Origin of the sequence: Actinomadura sp. K4S16, from assembly GCF_008327685.1 — a bacterium.
Classification (GTDB): domain Bacteria; phylum Actinomycetota; class Actinomycetes; order Streptosporangiales; family Streptosporangiaceae; genus Spirillospora.
The window spans coordinates 769,887-785,745 of the sequence record NZ_BDDE01000010.1; the positions used below are offsets into that span (position 1 = coordinate 769,887).

Below are 15,859 nucleotides of genomic sequence, written 5' to 3' on the forward strand. Positions count from 1 at the left end.
GGGTCGGGGCCATGGAGTTCCGAAACCTGGGCCGGAGCGGTCTGAAGATCAGCGAGATCGCGTACGGCAACTGGCTCACCCACGGCTCGCAGGTCGAGGAGGACGCGGCGCGCGCGTGCGTGCGCGCCGCCCTCGACGAGGGCGTCACCACGTTCGACACCGCCGACGTCTACGCCGGCACGCGCGCCGAGGAGGTCCTCGGGCGCGCGCTGAAGGGGCAGCGGCGCGAGGGGCTGGAGATCTTCACCAAGGTCTACTGGCCCACCGGCCCCGGGGTGAACGACCGGGGGCTTTCGCGCAAGCACGTCTTCGAGTCGATCCACGGGTCGCTGCGCCGCCTCGGCACCGACTACGTGGACCTCTACCAGGCCCACCGGTTCGACTACGAGACCCCGCTCGAGGAGACCCTGCGCGCCTTCGACGACCTCGTCCGGCAGGGCAAGGTCCTCTACGTCGGCGTGTCGGAGTGGCGGGCCGAGGAGATCGAGCGCGCCCTCAAGATCGCCGACGAGATGGGCTTCGACCGGATCGTCTCCAGCCAGCCGCAGTACTCGATGCTGTGGCGGGTCATCGAGGAGGAGGTCGTCCCGCTCTGCGAGCGCGAGGGCATCGGGCAGATCGTCTGGTCGCCGATCGCGCAGGGCGTCCTGACCGGCAAGTACAAGCCGGGGCAGCCGCTGCCAGAGGGGTCGCGCGCCACCGACGACAAGGGCGGCGCCGACATGATCAAGCGCTACCTCGACGACGACCTGCTGACCCGGGTGCAGAACCTGCGGCCGGTCGCGGACGACCTCGGCCTGTCGATGGCGCAGCTCGCGATCGCCTGGACGCTGCAGAACCCGAACGTCTCGGCCGCGATCGTCGGCGCGTCCCGCCCCGAGCAGGTCGCCGACAACGTGAAGGCGGCCGGGGTGAAGCTGGACGCCGACGTGATGAAGCGGATCGACGAGATCCTCGGCGGGGTCGTCATCCGCGACCCGGCCAAGACCGTCAGCCCGCGCCGGCGCCCCTGAGCCGGGCAGGTGCCGGAGGGCCGCGGAGCGCGACGCTCCGCGGCCCTCGCCGTTCGCGGCCCCGCCGCCCCGGGTCGCCGGGGCCGGTCACTCGGGGTCGTGCAGGCTCATCCCGTAGACGACGGTGTCGCCGTCCAGCAGGGCGACCTTGTCGACCTCGTCGGCGCGCAGCCCCCGCCAGTTCTCCCCCAGCCAGCTCTCCGCGTCCGCCTGGGTGGAGAAGGTCTCCTCCGACATGCCGATCATGCGCCCGTCGGCCTTCTCCAGCCGCCAGCTCCACGCCATCGCCCTCGACCTCCCTCGTCGCGGTGAGACTAGCCGGTCAGGACGCGGCCTCTATGGCGCGACGCAGCGCGTCCGGGCTTTCGGTGTCGGACTGGGCGAGCGTCCGCCCGTTGACCCGCACGCTGGGCGTGCCCTGGATCCCGGACGAGATGTAGCCCTGGCTGACGGTCCGCACGCCGGCCGCGTAGCGCTGGCTCTTCACGCACGAGGTGAACTCGCCGCTCGTCAGCCCCAGCGGCGCCGCGTAGGCCAGCAGCTCCTCCGCCTTGTAGCCCGGGGTGCTCTCGGTGGCGGGCTGATGGGCGTAGAGGGCGTCCTGGTAGGACAGCCAGTGCGCGCCGTCGGTGACGCAGCGCAGCGCCGCCGCGGCCCGCAGCGAGTTGTCGTGGGCCGGCTGGGTCCCCTCGCCGAAGATCAGCATGGGGTGGAAGACGACCTTGGCGCGGCCCTCGACGGCCAGTTGCTTGAGCATCGGGTCGTGCTTGCGGTCGAAGGCGCCGCACGGCGGGCAGGCGAAGTCCTCGTAGATGTCGACGACCGGGGACGTGACGCCCGGACGGGCCATGACGAGGCTCCCGTCCGCGAGGGGCGTGGCCTCCGCACCGCCGGCGATCTTGCCGACCCTCAGCTGCCGGTCCCCGCCGCCGTCTCCCCCGCCGTCGTCCCCCCGGACGAGGAGGGCGAACACGACGCCCGCGACCAGCACCAGCGCCAGCCCGGCGCCGACCAGCGCGATCACCAGGCCGCCGCCGCCCCGGCGTCCGGGCGGCGGCGTTCCGGGCGGCGGCATCGGGGGCGTGCCGGGCGGATGGGACGGCCCGGCATGCCAGCCCTGTCCCGGGGGCGGTCCCGGCGCGGGTGCGCCCGGCGGGACGTGAGGCGGGCCGTAGGGCGGCTGCTGCCCGCCCTGGCCCGGTTGCGGGGGCCAGGGCGCGTTCGGGGGGTTGCCCACCGGACTCCTCCAGAGGGGACGTCGTGATCCTTCGAGCCGAGCGTAACCGTAGAGTTCCCCACGGGATGAACATCGAGCTTCGCGGCATCGCCGCCGCACAGGGCTGGCCGGCCCCGGGGTGCCGGTGCGCGTCGTGCGGCCGGCTGCGCTCGGCCGGCGTCCGGCACGCGCCGTTCTCCGCCGTGGTCGACGGCGTCGCGCTGGAGGACCTGCCGCGCACGGACGTGCCCGGCGGGTACGAGGTCATCGCGCCCGGCGGAGGGCGGGCGCTGGTGGCGGCGGGTCCGGGGACCAGGCCGGAGCCGCCGGCGGGCGCCGAGTACGAGGCCGTGCTGCTGGACCTGGCGGGTTCTCCGGAGCACCTGGGGTACCTGCGCCGCGTCGGGGCCGTGACGCCGGCGACGCGGGTCGAGGCCGTGCACGTCGACCACCGCCTGCCCTCGCCGTCCGAGCTGGAGCGGCGCACGGCCTTCTGGAACCGCTCGGAGCACGGCCCGTTCCGGACGCTGCTCCTCGGGGGCGGCCGGTCGGGCAAGTCGGCCGAGGCGGAGCTGCGCCTGGCCGCGTGCCCGGACGTCCTCTACATCGCGACCGGCCCGGTCCGGGACGACGACCCCGGGTGGGCCGAGCGCGTCGCCGCGCACCGGCTCCGCCGCCCGGCGTGGTGGCGCACGGTGGAGACGACCGATCTCGCGGAGGCGCTCGCGTCCGCGACCGGCCCGGTGCTGGTGGACGGCATCGGCACCTGGCTCGCGGCCGCGATGGCCGAGACGGAGGCCTGGGAGGAGCCGTCGCGGGTGCGGCCGCTGGTGGACGGCCTCGTCGCGGCCTGGCGGGGCACGGCGGCGCGGGTCGTCGCGGTGAGCGACGAGGTCGGGCTGTCGCTGGTGCCCACGACACCGTCCGGGCGCGCGTTCCGCGACGCCCTCGGCCTGGTCAACCAGCGGCTCGCGGCCGAGTCCGAGGAGGCGGCGCTGGTCGTCGCGGGCCGCGTCACGGAACTCGGATGACCGGAAGGGGACCCCGATGACCGCGGGCCTGCGGCTGGCGGTCACGCTGCTCACCGTCGTCCCGCTGCGCACCGGCCGGGTCGACCGGGACGCCGCGCGCTCGGCCATGCTGCTCGCCCCCGCCGCCGGGCTGGTCCCCGGCGGCGCCGCAGCGGTGGTCCTGCTGGCCGGCGAGGCGCTCGGCCTGTCCCGCCTGCTCGCGGCGGCGCTCGCGGTCGCCGCGACGGCGGCGGCCACCCGGGCGCTGCACCTGGACGGCCTCGCCGACCTCGCGGACGGGCTCGGCAGCGGGCGCCCCGCCGCCGAGGCGCTGGCGGTCATGAAGCGGTCCGACATCGGCCCGTTCGGCGTCGTCACCCTGCTGCTGGCGCTGCTCGTCCAGGCGGCGGCACTGGCCTCGGCGCCGGACCCGGCCGTCGCCGCGCTCGTCGCGGCGGTCACCGGCCGTCTGGCGCTGCCCTGGGCCTGCCGCACCGGCGTGCCGTCCGCGCGGCCCGGCGGCCTCGGGGCACTGGTGGCGGGCACGGTGCCGGCGCGCGCCGCGCTCGCCGTCACGGCCGCCGTGCTCGCCGCCGCGGCGGCCGCGGGCGCCGCCGCCGGCGGCCTCGGCGGCGCGCTGCACGGCGCGGCGGCGGTGGCCGCCGGGCTGGCCGCCGCCCTGCTGACGCTCCGCCGCGCCGTCCGCCGCCTCGGCGGGGTGACCGGCGACGTGCTCGGCGCCCTCGTCGAGGTCGCCGCCACGGCCGCGCTGATCGTCCTCGCGGCGCTGCCCTGAGGGCGCGGCGGCCTCCCCCCGGGCCGCGCGGGCGCGCGGGCCCGGGAGCGCCCGGGCGGGCAATGCTTGATCCAAAAGGGCGAAACCGGTCACCAAGAGGACTAACATCGGGCTACGTGACGAGCATCAGCCTTGACAGCGCAGACCTGGCCGGACTCGACGTCGACGCGATCGTGATCGGCGTCGCCCCCGCGGAGGCGGGTGCCGCACCGGCCGCCGGCGCCGAAGCCCTCGACCGCGCGATGGACGGCAGGCTCGCCGACGCGCTGGGCGCGCTCGGCGCCACCGGCAAGGCCGGCGAGGTGACCAGGCTGCCGTCGCTCGGCGCCGTCCCCGCCAAGATCGTCGTGGCCGCCGGGCTGGGCGAGAGCCCCTCCGCCGAGGACCTGCGCCGCGCCGCGGGCGCCGCCGTCCGCTCCCTCGCCGGCACCGCCCGGGTCGCGGTCGCGCTCCCCGCCTCCGGCGCCGCGGACGTCGAGGCCGTCGCGCTGGGCGCGCTGCTGGGCGCCTACTCCTTCGACTCCTTCCGCACCGGCGACGGCCACAAGAGCCCCGTCGAGGAGATCCGGCTGCTCGCGCCCGCGTCCGAGGAGGCCGCCGTCGGGCGCGCCCGCACCCTCGCCGCGTCCGTCAAGCTCGTCCGCGACCTGGTGAACACCCCGCCGTCCCACCTGTCCCCCGAGGACTTCGCCGGCGAGGCAGAGCGGGTCGCCGGCGAGACGGGCCTCGCCATCGAGGTGCTGGACGAGAAGGCCCTCGTCGAGGGCGGGTACGGCGGCATCACGGGCGTCGGGCAGGGGTCGGTGAACCCGCCGCGCCTCGTCCGGCTGGCCTACACCCACCCCGAGGCGTCCAGGACCCTCGCCCTCGTCGGCAAGGGCATCACGTTCGACTCCGGCGGCCTGTCCCTCAAGCCCAGCGAAGCGATGGACTGGATGAAGTCCGACATGGGCGGCGCCGCCGCGGTGCTCGGCGCGCTCGCCGCCATCGCGGAGCTGCGCCCCGCGGTCAACGTCGTCGGCTACCTCGCGATCGCCGAGAACATGCCGAGCGGCACCGCGCAGCGCCCGTCCGACGTGCTGCGCATCTACGGCGGCAAGACGGTCGAGGTCCTCAACACCGACGCCGAGGGCCGGCTCGTCATGGCCGACGCCCTCGTCCGCGCCGGCGAGGACTCCCCCGACCTCATCGTGGACGTCGCCACCCTGACCGGCGCGCAGCTCGTCGCCCTCGGCACCCGCACCGCCGGCGTCATGGCCAACGACGACGACGTGCGTGAGAAGGTGGTCGCGGCGGCCGAGCGCGCGGGCGAGGCCGCCTGGGGCATGCCGCTCCCCGCGGAGCTGCGCAAGGGCCTCGACTCGGCGGTCGCCGACATCGCCAACATCAGCGGCGAGCGGTGGGGCGGCATGCTGGTCGCCGGGACGTTCCTCAAGGAGTTCGTGCCGGACGGCGTCAAGTGGGCGCACCTCGACATCGCGGGCCCGGCCTTCCACAAGGGCGAGCCGTACGGGTACACGCCGAAGGGCGGCACCGGCGCGGCGGCCCGCACGCTGGTCCAGATCGCCGAGGACGTCGCCGCGGGCGTGCTGTAGTCGCCACGGGAATCCCGCGGGGGCCCCGCGCGCTGTGAGCGGGCGGAGAACAGAATAGGTTTTCTTGTGGCGGTGGGGGCCCGGGTACCGGTGCGCCCCGCCCCGCCCAGGGCGCCGCGATCCACGCGGCGCCACAACCGGGGAAAGGGAGCGTCCAGTGGCCAACAACGGCCCCTTCGACATCGTCGTCCTAGGTGCCGGCAGCGGCGGGTACGCGTGCGCATTGCGCGCCGCCGAGCTCGGCAAGTCGGTCGCGCTCATCGAGCGGGACGAGTCGCTCGGCGGGACGTGCCTCAACCGCGGCTGCATCCCCACCAAGGCGCTGCTGCACGCGGCCGAGGTGGCGGACCAGTCCCGCGAGGCCGCGAAGTTCGGCGTGAAGACCACCTTCGAGGGCATCGACGTCGCCGGAGTGAACGCCTACAAGGACAAGGTCGTCTCGACGACCGTCAAGGGCCTCACCGGGCTGATCAAGTCCCGTGGCATCGAGGTCGTGCACGGCACCGGCCGGCTGGCCGGCCCGACGGCGGTCGAGGTCGACACCGCCGAGGGGACCCGCCGGATCGAGGGCGCGCACATCGTGCTCGGCACCGGGTCCGCGCCGAAGTCGCTGCCCGGCCTGGAGATCGACGGCGAGCGCGTCATCTCCAGCGACCACGCGCTGCGGCTGGAGCACGTCCCCGGCTCGGTCGTCATTCTCGGCGGCGGCGTCATCGGCGTCGAGTTCGCCAGCGTGTGGCGCTCGTTCGGCGCCGAGGTCACGATCGTCGAGGCGCTGCCGCACCTGCTCCCGCTGGAGGAGGAGTCCAGCTCCAAGCGCCTGGAGCGCGCCTTCCGCAAGCGCGGCATCAAGTTCGAGCTCGGCACCCGGTTCGAGAGCACCAAGACGACGCAGGGCGGCGTCTCGGTCACCCTCGAGGGCGGCAAGACGATCGACGCGGAGCTGCTGCTGGTGGCGGTGGGCCGCGGTCCGGTCTCCGACGGCATCGGCCTGGCCGAGGCCGGCGTCGAGACCGAGCGCGGGTTCGTCAAGGTCGACGAGTACTGCCGGACGAACGTCCCCACGATCTCCGCGGTCGGCGACCTCGTCCCGACCCCCCAGCTGGCACATGTCGGCTTCGCCGAGGGCATCCTCGTCGCCGAGCGGCTGGCCGGGCTCACCCCGCCGCCGATCGACTACGACGGCGTCCCTCGCATCACCTACTCCGACCCCGAGGTGGCCTCGGTCGGCATCACGTCCGCCGTGGCCCGCGAGCGCGGGTACGAGATCAAGGAGGTCACCTACGACCTCGCCGGCAACCCCAAGAGCAAGATCCTGGGGACGCAGGGCGAGGTCAAGGTGATCGCGGCCGCGGACGGCCCCGTCCTCGGCATCCACATGGTCGGCGCACGCGTCGGCGAGCTCATCGCGGAGGGGCAGCTCATCTACAACTGGGAGGCCCTGCCCGGCGAGGTCGCCCAGCTGATCCACCCCCACCCGACCCAGTCCGAGGCGGTCGGCGAGGCGCATCTCGCCCTCGCCGGCAAACCACTGCACGTGCACGGCTGACAAGCCGCACAAGTATTCCGAAGGAGTCGCTGAGACATGCCGGTCTCCGTCACCATGCCCCAGCTCGGCGAGAGCGTCACCGAGGGCACCGTCACCCGCTGGCTCAAGAAGGAGGGCGAGCGCGTCGAGACCGACGAGCCGCTCCTGGAGGTGTCCACCGACAAGGTCGACACCGAGATCCCCTCCCCCGCCTCGGGCATCCTCACCAGCATCACCGTCGCCGAGGACGAGACCGTCGAGGTCGGCGCGGAGCTGGCCGTCATCGGCGACGAGGGCGAGGCGCCGTCCGGCGGCGGCGCCCCGGCCGCCGAGGAGCAGGAGGCGGAGCCCGAGCAGCAGGAGGCCCCGCAGCAGGCGCAGCAGCAGGCCCCGCCGCCCGCGGCGTGGCCGCCGCCGGCCCAGCAGCAGCCCGCCGCCCCGCCGTCCCCGGCGCCCGCTCCGGCACCGCAGCCGCAGGCCCAGCAGCCCGCGCCGCAGCAGCCCGCCCCCCAGCCGCCCGCGCCGGCCCCCGCGGCCCAGCAGCCCGCCCAGCAGCCCGCCCAGCCGCAGGCCGAGCCGGGCGAGGGCCCGTACGTCACGCCGCTGGTGCGCAAGCTGGCGGCCGAGCACAACGTGGACCTCGGCACGGTGAAGGGCACCGGCGTCGGCGGCCGCATCCGCAAGCAGGACGTCCTGGAGGCGGCCCGCGCCGCCCAGCAGGCCGCCCAGCGCCCGGCCGCGCCCGCCGCCCCGGCCCCCGCGCCGGCCCCGGCCTCCGTCGGGCGGCACGCCGCCCCGGCGCCCGCCGGCGCCCCCGCCGAGCAGATGGCGCTGCGCGGCCGGACCGAGAAGATGTCGCGCATGCGGCAGACGATCGCCCGCCGCATGGTCGAGTCGCTGCAGGTGTCGGCGCAGCTCACCACCGTGGTCGAGGTGGACATCACCAAGCTGGCGCGGCTGCGGGAGCAGGCCAAGGCCGACTTCCAGGCCCGCGAGGGCGTCAAGCTGTCGTTCATGCCGTTCTTCGCGCTGGCGGCGGTCGAGGCCCTCAAGGCGCACCCGAAGCTGAACGCGGTCATCAACAGCGAGACCAACGAGGTCACCTACCACGAGGTGGAGAACCTCTCCATTGCGGTGGACGTGCCCGAGCGCGGCCTGATGGTCCCGGTCGTGCACAACGCGGGCCAGCTCAACCTCGGCGGCCTCGCGCAGCGGATCGCCGACATCGCCGAGCGCACCCGCACCAACAAGGTGAGCCCGGACGAGCTGGCCGGCGGCACGTTCACGCTGACCAACACCGGCAGCCGCGGCGCCCTGTTCGACACCCCGATCCTCAACCAGCCGCAGGTCGCCATGCTCGGCACCGGCGCCGTCGTCAAGCGCCCGGCCGTCATCGACGACCCGGAGCTGGGCGAGGTCATCGCGGTCCGGTCGATGGTCTACCTGGCGCTGACCTACGACCACCGCCTGATCGACGGCGCGGACGCCGCCCGCTTCCTCGCCACGGTCAAGCACCGCCTGGAGGAGGGCAACTTCGAGGCCGAGCTCGGCCTCTGACCCTCCCGCACGTCCGCCCGGACCCCGCCGCGCCGCACGGCCGGCGGGGCCCGGCGCGTCCGGGGAAACGCGGGACCCGCCGGAGAGTTCCACCGCCCGGTGGCGCCGTCCCTCTACGCTGGGGATATGAGGGTCACCGTCACGGGGTCGTCGGGTCTCATCGGCTCGGCGCTGGTGCAGTCGCTGCGGGGGGACGGCCACGACGTCGTCCGGCTGGTGCGCAGGGAGCCGTCCGGGCCCGGGGAGGCGCGCTGGTCCCCGGCCGACGGGTGCGTCGACAGGGAGTCGCTGGAGGGCGCGGACGCCGTCGTGCACCTGGCGGGCGCCGGGGTCGGCGACCGGCCGTGGACGAAGGCGTACAAGCAGAAGATCCGCGACAGCAGGCTGGTCGGCACCCGCACGCTCGCCGAGGCGATCGCGACGGCCTCGCCCCGGCCGCGCGTGCTGGTCTGCGGGTCGGCGATCGGATACTACGGCGACACCGGCGACCGGGAGGTCGACGAGGACTCCCCCGCCGGGCAGGGCTTCCTGGCCGACCTCGTCCGCGACTGGGAGGCCGCCGCCGCGCCCGCGCGGGAGGCGGGGGTCCGGGTCGTCCACCCGCGGACGGGCGTCGTGCTGGCCCGCGAGGGCGGCGTCCTCGGGCGCACCCTCCCGCTGTTCAGGCTCGGCCTCGGCGGCGACCTCGGCGACGGCCGCCAGTGGACGAGCTGGATCTCCCTGCCCGACGTGGTGGCGGCGCTGCGGTTCCTCATCGACACCGAGATCGCCGGGCCGGTCAACCTGACCGCGCCGAACCCGGTGACCAACGACGCCTACACCAAGGCGGTCGGCCGCGCCCTGCACCGGCCCGCCCGGCTGTCCGTCCCGAAGTTCGCGCTGCGCGCCGCCCTAGGCGGCTTCGCCGACGAGGGGCCGCTGGTCAGCCAGCGGGTCCTGCCGCGCCGGCTGCTGGACGCCGGGTTCGGGTTCGCGCACGAGGACGTCGACTCCGCCCTCGCCGCCGTCCTTTGACCCTCAAGAAACGTCAAAGTCCCGGGCGGCCCCCCTCGGCGGCCATACGGTGGCGGTGAGACGGATCGCCTACGAGGGGGATGCATGAGCACCGACGGACAGCCGCACATCCTCGCCATCGGCGGCGGCAGCTTCGTGCCGGACGGCAGGGAGGGGCTCGCCCCGAGCCCGCTGCTGCGCTACGCCTTCGACCTGACCGGCCAGGACCGCCCGCGGGTGTGCTTCCTGACGACCGCCATGGGCGACGGCGCCGAGTACATCGCCCGCTCCTACTCCGCCTTCTCCTCCATGGACGCCGAGGTCAGCCATCTCGCGCTGTTCCCGATGCCGAACGTGCCCGACGTCCGGGCGCACCTGCTCGGCCAGGACCTGCTGTACGTGTCGGGCGGCAGCGTCGCGAACCTGCTGGCCCTGTGGCGGCTGCACGGCCTCGACGAGATCCTGCGGGAGGCGTGGCAGGAGGGCGTCGTGCTGTCCGGGCAGAGCGCGGGCGCGCTTTGCTGGCACTCCGGCGGCAACACCGACTCGTTCGGGCCGCAGCTGCGCCCGCTGACCGACGGCCTCGGCTTCCTGCCGTACTCGTGCGGCGTCCACTACGACAGCGACCCGCAGCGGCGCCCGCTGCTCCAGCAGCTCGTCGGCGAGGGGACGCTGCCGGGCGGGTACGCGGCCGACGAGGCGGTGGGCCTGCACTACGTCGGCACCGAGTTCGTCCAGGCCGTGTCCTACCGGCGGGAGGCGGGCGCCTACCGGATCGAGCCGGACGGGCCGGGGACGGCGAAGGAGTACCGGCTGGAGCCCCGGCTGCTCGCCGCGTTCTGAGGAGCGGTCCGGGCGATCACGGCATAAGCTTGCCCGTGTGAGCGATGTGGACGTACGTGAGCTGGTGGTGGTGCACGCGGGGTTCGGCGAGGCGGCCGTCCCCTACGAGGACGGCTGGGAGCTGCAGAAGCGCACCCACGCGCTGCGGGTGGACGACGCGATCCCCGACACCGTCCTGTTGCTGGAGCACCGGCCCGTCTACACGGCGGGGAAGCGAACCGAGGCGCTCGACCGCCCGTTCGGCGACCCCGGCGCCCCGGTCGTGGACGTCGACCGCGGCGGGAAGATCACCTGGCACGGTCCGGGGCAGCTCACCGGCTACCCGATCGTCCGGCTGCCCGACCCCGTGGACGTCGTCGGCTACGTGCGGCTGCTCGAGCAGATGATGATGGACGTCTGCGCCGACCTCGGGCTCAAGACGGCGACGGTGGAGGGGCGCAGCGGCCTGTGGGTCCCCGGGACCCCGGACCGCAAGATCGGCTCAATCGGGATCCGGGTGGCGCGCGGCGTCGCGATGCACGGCTTCATGCTCAACTGCGACAACGACATGAGCTGGTTCGACCGGATCGTGCCCTGCGGGATCCGGGACGCCCAGTCGACCAACCTCAGCCGCGAGCTGGGCCGGGACGTGACGGTCGCCGAGATCGTCCCGCTCGTCGAGCGGCACCTGGCGGCGGCGCTGGGCGCGGCGGAGACGTTCCACCGCACCACGGCGCAGCTCGGGGTCGCCGGTCAGGCCATCACCTTGTAGACGGCCTGGCCCTCGGTCGCGGCGAGCCGGAAGAACTCGGCCAGCCCCGCGTAGGCGGGCTGGAAGACCCGCTCGCGGGCGGCGCCGTCCAGCCGGCCGGCGTCCTGGACGCCGGCCTGGACCATCGCGGCCGGGTCGTAGCGTCCGGCGATCTGGGCGAACGGCGTCGCGGCCAGGTGGTCGGCGGCGGGCTTGACCCGGTCCGGGGCGAGGTAGATGACGTCCATGCCGAGCTCGTCGGCGCCGTCCTCTGTGAGCAGCCGACCGCCGCAGACGACGTCGGCCTCGGGCTGCCGCCCCTCCCACGGGTCGCCGGTGACGAGGTAGTGCATGGCCTGCCACGCCCGGCCGAGGTCGAACAGCGCGCCCGCGCCGCGCCGCCGCCAGTTCGCGTCGCCGAAGACGTGGCGCGCGATCCGGCCTGGATCGGGCTCGCCCTCCAGCACGGGCGGCACCCTGAGGTACGACATTGCCAGACCCACGGTGGTCCTCCTGCTGACGCTGTTGCGTGACGACAGGGAGTCACCCTAGAGAGATCCATTGACGGAGATGGCCGAAACACGCGAATCGGCTGCACCGGCGGAGTACCGTCATACGTTCGAGATCGCTCCGATACGCCATCGATGCCCCTCCCGGCGGAGGGCTCCGGTGTGCCGGGACCGCAGATCGCGACGTACTCTGGGACCCGTGACGACGGTGACACCTGAGGGGCGCAAGCTCCTGCGCGTCGAGGCGCGCAACAGCCAGACCCCGATCGAGCGCAAGCCCGAGTGGATCAAGACCCGGATGAAGATGGGCCCGCAGTACCGCGAGCTCACCGGCCTGGTGAAGTCCGAGGGCCTGCACACGGTGTGCCAGGAGGCGGGCTGCCCCAACATCTTCGAATGCTGGGAGGACCGCGAGGCCACCTTCCTCATCGGCGGTGACCAGTGCACCCGGCGCTGCGACTTCTGCCAGATCGACACCGGCAAGCCCGCCGCGCTCGACCGCGACGAGCCGCGCCGCGTCGCCGAGTCCGTCGCCACGATGGGGCTGAAGTACGCGACCGTCACCGGCGTGGCCCGCGACGACCTGGAGGACGGCGGCGCCTGGCTGTACGCCGAGACCGTCCGGCGCATCCACGCCGCGGTCCCCGGCTGCGGCGTCGAGCTGCTGATCCCCGACTTCAACGCCGTCCCCGAGCAGCTCGCCGAGGTGTTCTCGGCCCGGCCGGAGGTGCTCGCGCACAACGTGGAGACCGTCCCGCGGATCTTCAAGCGGATCCGGCCGGGGTTCCGGTACGAGCGCTCCTTGGAGGTCATCACCCGGGCGCGCGAGGACGGGCTGGTCACCAAGTCCAACCTGATCCTGGGCATGGGCGAGACCCGCGAGGAGGTCTCCCAGGCGCTGCGCGACCTGCACGAGGCCGGCTGCGAGCTCATCACGATCACCCAGTACCTGCGCCCCAGCCCCCGCCACCACCCGGTGGAGCGGTGGGTCAAGCCCGAGGAGTTCGTGGAGCTGTCGGCCGAGGCCGAGCAGATCGGTTTCGCGGGCGTGATGTCCGGGCCGCTGGTGCGGTCCAGCTACCGCGCCGGCCGCCTCTACAAGCAGGCCGTCTCCGCGCGCGGCTGACGACCGGGCTGGCGGGGCGGCCGCCCGACCCGACTATCCTTGGACGCATGTCGAAAAAGCCCACGGACGGGGCCCAGGAGAGTCCAGGGCGCCTCAAGCAGATCCGCATGGTCGCCCAGGTGCTCCGCCAGGCCGACCCGAAGGCCCTGCCGATCGTGTTCGCCTCCGCGATCGGGACGCTCGTCGTCGTCATCCTCATCGGGCTGCTCATCGGCCAGCTCTGGTTCTTCATCCCGCTGGGCATCCTCGCCGCGTTCGCCGTCGGCATGATCGTCTTCGGGCAGCTGGCGCAGCGCGCCCAGTACAAGGTGATCGCCGGGCAGCCGGGCGCGGCCGCCGCGGTGCTGAAGAACATGCGCGGCAACTGGACGGTGACCGAGGCGGTCAGCGGCAACCGCAACCTCGACATGGTGCACCGCGTGGTGGGGCGCCCTGGCGTGGTGCTCGTCTCGGAGGGCCCGCGCAACCGCGTCGGCCCGCTGCTCGGCGCGGAGAAGAAGCGCATCGCCCGCTCCGCCCAGCAGGTGGAGATCTATGACGTCCAGGTCGGCGACGACGAGGGGCAGATCCCGGTCGACAAGCTGCAGCGCCACCTGATGAAGCTGCCCCGCAACCTCACCAAGGGCCAGGTCGCCGAGCTGAACGACCGGCTCCGGGCGCTCCCCAGGTCGATGCAGATGCCGAAGGGCCCGATGCCGAGGGGCGCGAAGATGCCCAAGGGCCCCAAGCCCAAGCTGCGCTGACGCCCCCCACAGAAAAAGCGCCCCCTCGGGGGCGCTTTCTTTTTTTGGGTGGCCGGCTTCCGGCTTTCCGGGCCGGCCGTCCCGCTGGATCGTGACGGCGAGGCTAGATGGTGACGACGACCGTGTTGCTCGCGCGGTCGTGCATGCCGCGGTAGTCGCGGTCCCAGATCAGCGCGGGGATGACCAGGAGCAGCAGCAGGGTCCGGGCGAGGGCCCAGCCGAGGCCGACGGGGCGCCCGTCCAGCCGGGCGACCCGGATGCCGCACAGCCGCTTGCCGATCGTCGTGCCGAGGAACGCGGTGAGCACCCACGCCTGCAGGCCGAAGATGAGCAGCGTCCACGTGCTGCGCTCGGCGGGCTCCCACCCGAACGAGCGCGCGAGCAGGCTCGCCACCAGCATCGACAGGCCCCAGTCGATGAACAGGGCGAGGAGCCGGCGGCCGTAGGGCGCGACGGATCCGCTGCCGCTCTCCGGGAGGCCGATCCGCTTCCCGGGCTCGCCGAGGTCGGCGCCGGCCGAGCGCGCACCGCCGAGCCACGTCTGCGTCCACCGCGGCCCGGCCGCCTTACCACCGCTCATGCCCCTACGCTATCCCGTCCCTCCGAAGGTTCGGACACGGCTCCCGGGGGGAGGCCCGGAGTGACCCGTAACACAGCGGAAACATACGAGACATGGCCGGGAAACGGCGCGGACATAACGTCGGTGAAGCCGAGAACCGCCCTGAGGAGGCTGGATGTTCAGCAGCGCCGAAGAGGTCCTGAGCTACATCGGGAACGAAGGTGTGCGATTCGTCGACTGCCGGTTCGTGGACCTGCCGGGCAAGATGCAGCACTTCACCTTCCCCGTCGAGAGCTTCGGCGAGAGCGTCTTCACCGACGGGCTGATGTTCGACGGGTCGTCCGTCCGCGGCTTCCAGGAGATCCACGAGTCCGACATGCTCCTGCTGCCGGACCCGAGCACCGCCGTCGTGGACCCGTTCCGCCAGCACAAGACGCTGATCCTGAACTTCTTCGTGCACGACCCGCTGACCGGCGAGCCCTACAGCCGCGACCCGCGCAACATCGCCCGCAAGGCCCAGGACTACCTGCGCGGCACCGGCATCGCCGACACGTGCTACTTCGGCCCCGAGGCCGAGTTCTACATCTTCGACGACGTCCGCTTCGAGACCAAGCAGAACGCCGGCTACTACTACCTCGACTCCGTCGAGGGCGCCTGGAACACCGGCCGCGAGGAGCCCGGCGGCAACCTCGGAGCCAAGCCCCCCTACAAGGGCGGCTACTTCCCCGTCCCGCCGATGGACCACTACACCGACCTGCGCTCGGAGATGGTGGCCCAGCTCATCGAGTCGGGCATCCACGTCGAGATGCAGCACCACGAGGTCGGCACCGCGGGCCAGGCCGAGATCGACTTCCGCTTCGACACGCTGCTGAAGACGGCCGACAACCTGATGCTCTACAAGTACATCGTCAAGAACGTCGCGCGCGCCGAGGGCAAGACCGTCACGTTCATGCCGAAGCCGATCTTCGGTGACAACGGCTCGGGCATGCACTGCCACCAGTCCCTCTGGAAGGACGGCTCGCCCCTGTTCTACGACGAGGTCGGCTACGCGGGCCTGTCCGACAACGCGCGCTACTACATCGGCGGCCTGCTCAAGCACGCCCCGTCCCTGCTGGCCTTCAGCAACCCCACGGTGAACAGCTACCACCGTCTCGTCCCCGGCTACGAGGCCCCGGTCAACCTGGTCTACTCCCAGCGCAACCGCTCGGCCTGCATCCGCGTCCCGATCACCGGTTCGAACCCGAAGGCCAAGCGGATCGAGTTCCGCGTGCCGGACCCGTCCTGCAACCCCTACCTGGCCTTCTCCGCCATGCTGATGGCCGGCCTGGACGGCATCAAGAACAAGATCGAGCCCGCGGAGCCGGTCGACAAGGACCTCTACGAGCTGCCGCCCGAGGAGGCCCGCGCCATCCCGCAGGTCCCCGGCAGCCTCCCCGAGGTCCTCGCCGCCCTGGAGGCCGACCACGACTACCTGCTGGAGGGCGGCGTCTTCACCTCCGACCTCATCGAGACCTACATCACGATGAAGAACGAGTTCGAGATCGACCCCATCCGCCTGCGCCCCCACCCCCACGAGTTCGAGCTCTACTACGACATCTAGGCCGCGGAGGCGCGCTGACGCGGAACGTCGTCGGCGCGCCT

At 73.5% G+C, this 15,859-nt stretch carries 16 protein-coding genes; 12 read left to right on the forward strand and 4 right to left on the reverse strand.

All coding sequences use genetic code 11. From position 1 onward, the window contains the following. The first annotated feature begins 11 nt into the window (after positions 1-11). Positions 12-1,013, forward strand: a complete 1,002-nt coding sequence (locus K4S16_RS04365) for an aldo/keto reductase family protein (protein ID WP_149257455.1) — start codon at positions 12-14, stop codon at positions 1,011-1,013. Positions 1,014-1,100: 87 nt separating this feature from the next. Here the strand turns inward: K4S16_RS04365 and K4S16_RS04370 are convergent, their stop codons facing one another. Further along, positions 1,101-1,298, reverse strand: coding sequence for a hypothetical protein (locus K4S16_RS04370; RefSeq protein WP_149257456.1), 198 nt, complete (start codon positions 1,296-1,298; stop codon positions 1,101-1,103). A 37-nt stretch (positions 1,299-1,335) separates the two neighbouring features. Further along, complete coding sequence (locus K4S16_RS46370; RefSeq protein WP_149257457.1) at positions 1,336-2,250, reverse strand: thioredoxin domain-containing protein; 915 nt, start codon at positions 2,248-2,250, stop codon at positions 1,336-1,338. A gap of 65 nt (positions 2,251-2,315) precedes the next feature. On the opposite strand from K4S16_RS46370, the gene K4S16_RS04380 reads away from it, so the two are divergent. The 8 genes from K4S16_RS04380 (at position 2,316) to lipB (ending at position 11,302) form a co-directional block, all read left to right on the forward strand. Further along, entirely contained in the window at positions 2,316-3,260 is a 945-nt protein-coding gene (locus K4S16_RS04380; protein ID WP_149257458.1) for a bifunctional adenosylcobinamide kinase/adenosylcobinamide-phosphate guanylyltransferase, read from the forward strand. Positions 3,261-3,276: 16 nt separating this feature from the next. Beyond that, complete coding sequence (locus tag K4S16_RS04385) at positions 3,277-4,035, forward strand: adenosylcobinamide-GDP ribazoletransferase (RefSeq protein WP_149257459.1); 759 nt, start codon at positions 3,277-3,279, stop codon at positions 4,033-4,035. A 62-nt stretch (positions 4,036-4,097) separates the two neighbouring features. Further along, entirely contained in the window at positions 4,098-5,630 is a 1,533-nt protein-coding gene (locus tag K4S16_RS04390; protein WP_149257460.1) for a leucyl aminopeptidase, read from the forward strand. Positions 5,631-5,787: 157 nt separating this feature from the next. Continuing rightward, positions 5,788-7,179 (forward strand): dihydrolipoyl dehydrogenase, encoded by a 1,392-nt coding sequence (gene lpdA / locus K4S16_RS04395; protein WP_149257461.1) that lies wholly within the window; start codon positions 5,788-5,790, stop codon positions 7,177-7,179. Positions 7,180-7,215: 36 nt separating this feature from the next. After that, the gene (gene sucB / locus K4S16_RS04400) at positions 7,216-8,715 is read left to right on the forward strand and encodes a 2-oxoglutarate dehydrogenase, E2 component, dihydrolipoamide succinyltransferase (RefSeq protein ID WP_149257462.1); all 1,500 of its coding nucleotides are present in this window, start codon (positions 7,216-7,218) and stop codon (positions 8,713-8,715) included. A 126-nt stretch (positions 8,716-8,841) separates the two neighbouring features. Next, positions 8,842-9,729 (forward strand): TIGR01777 family oxidoreductase, encoded by an 888-nt coding sequence (locus tag K4S16_RS04405; protein WP_149257463.1) that lies wholly within the window; start codon positions 8,842-8,844, stop codon positions 9,727-9,729. Positions 9,730-9,813: 84 nt separating this feature from the next. After that, positions 9,814-10,551: a peptidase E gene (locus K4S16_RS04410; protein ID WP_149257464.1), complete on the forward strand. Its 738-nt coding sequence runs from the start codon at positions 9,814-9,816 to the stop codon at positions 10,549-10,551. A 37-nt stretch (positions 10,552-10,588) separates the two neighbouring features. Then, positions 10,589-11,302, forward strand: a complete 714-nt coding sequence (gene lipB, locus K4S16_RS04415) for a lipoyl(octanoyl) transferase LipB (protein ID WP_235036559.1) — start codon at positions 10,589-10,591, stop codon at positions 11,300-11,302. On the opposite strand, the gene K4S16_RS04420 is transcribed toward lipB, so the two are convergent. Further along, positions 11,284-11,784 carry a YfbM family protein gene (locus tag K4S16_RS04420; protein WP_149257465.1) on the reverse strand — a complete coding sequence of 167 codons (501 nt, stop codon included), beginning with the start codon at positions 11,782-11,784 and terminating at the stop codon, positions 11,284-11,286. The genes lipB and K4S16_RS04420 overlap by 19 nt on opposite strands. A 205-nt stretch (positions 11,785-11,989) precedes the next feature. On the opposite strand from K4S16_RS04420, the gene lipA reads away from it, so the two are divergent. After that, positions 11,990-12,916 (forward strand): lipoyl synthase, encoded by a 927-nt coding sequence (lipA, locus tag K4S16_RS04425; RefSeq protein ID WP_149257466.1) that lies wholly within the window; start codon positions 11,990-11,992, stop codon positions 12,914-12,916. A gap of 47 nt (positions 12,917-12,963) precedes the next feature. Next, a complete protein-coding gene (locus K4S16_RS04430; protein WP_149257467.1) occupies positions 12,964-13,659 on the forward strand; it encodes a DUF4191 domain-containing protein in 696 nt (231 codons plus the stop codon). A 103-nt stretch (positions 13,660-13,762) separates the two neighbouring features. Here K4S16_RS04430 and K4S16_RS04435 read toward each other — a convergent pair whose 3' ends face one another. After that, positions 13,763-14,239 carry an RDD family protein gene (locus K4S16_RS04435; protein ID WP_149257468.1) on the reverse strand — a complete coding sequence of 159 codons (477 nt, stop codon included), beginning with the start codon at positions 14,237-14,239 and terminating at the stop codon, positions 13,763-13,765. A gap of 154 nt (positions 14,240-14,393) precedes the next feature. On the opposite strand from K4S16_RS04435, the gene glnA reads away from it, so the two are divergent. After that, a complete protein-coding gene (glnA, locus tag K4S16_RS04440) occupies positions 14,394-15,818 on the forward strand; it encodes a type I glutamate--ammonia ligase (RefSeq protein WP_149257469.1) in 1,425 nt (474 codons plus the stop codon). Positions 15,819-15,859: the final 41 nt, after the last annotated feature.

Bases quoted from the DNA above. Each gene is read 5' to 3' on its own strand.
- sucB (WP_149257462.1), top strand. From the start codon at position 7,216: ATGCCGGTCTCCGTCACCATGCCCCAGCTCGGCGAGAGCGTCACCGAG.
- K4S16_RS04410 (WP_149257464.1), top strand. From the start codon at position 9,814: ATGAGCACCGACGGACAGCCGCACATCCTCGCCATCGGCGGCGGCAGC.
- K4S16_RS04370 (WP_149257456.1), bottom strand. From the start codon at position 1,298: ATGGCGTGGAGCTGGCGGCTGGAGAAGGCCGACGGGCGCATGATCGGC.
- K4S16_RS04365 (WP_149257455.1), top strand. From the start codon at position 12: ATGGAGTTCCGAAACCTGGGCCGGAGCGGTCTGAAGATCAGCGAGATC.
- K4S16_RS04435 (WP_149257468.1), bottom strand. From the start codon at position 14,239: ATGAGCGGTGGTAAGGCGGCCGGGCCGCGGTGGACGCAGACGTGGCTC.
- K4S16_RS04380 (WP_149257458.1), top strand. From the start codon at position 2,316: ATGAACATCGAGCTTCGCGGCATCGCCGCCGCACAGGGCTGGCCGGCC.
- K4S16_RS04405 (WP_149257463.1), top strand. From the start codon at position 8,842: ATGAGGGTCACCGTCACGGGGTCGTCGGGTCTCATCGGCTCGGCGCTG.
- glnA (WP_149257469.1), top strand. From the start codon at position 14,394: ATGTTCAGCAGCGCCGAAGAGGTCCTGAGCTACATCGGGAACGAAGGT.
- K4S16_RS04390 (WP_149257460.1), top strand. From the start codon at position 4,098: ATGCTTGATCCAAAAGGGCGAAACCGGTCACCAAGAGGACTAACATCG.
- K4S16_RS04430 (WP_149257467.1), top strand. From the start codon at position 12,964: ATGTCGAAAAAGCCCACGGACGGGGCCCAGGAGAGTCCAGGGCGCCTC.
- K4S16_RS04385 (WP_149257459.1), top strand. From the start codon at position 3,277: ATGACCGCGGGCCTGCGGCTGGCGGTCACGCTGCTCACCGTCGTCCCG.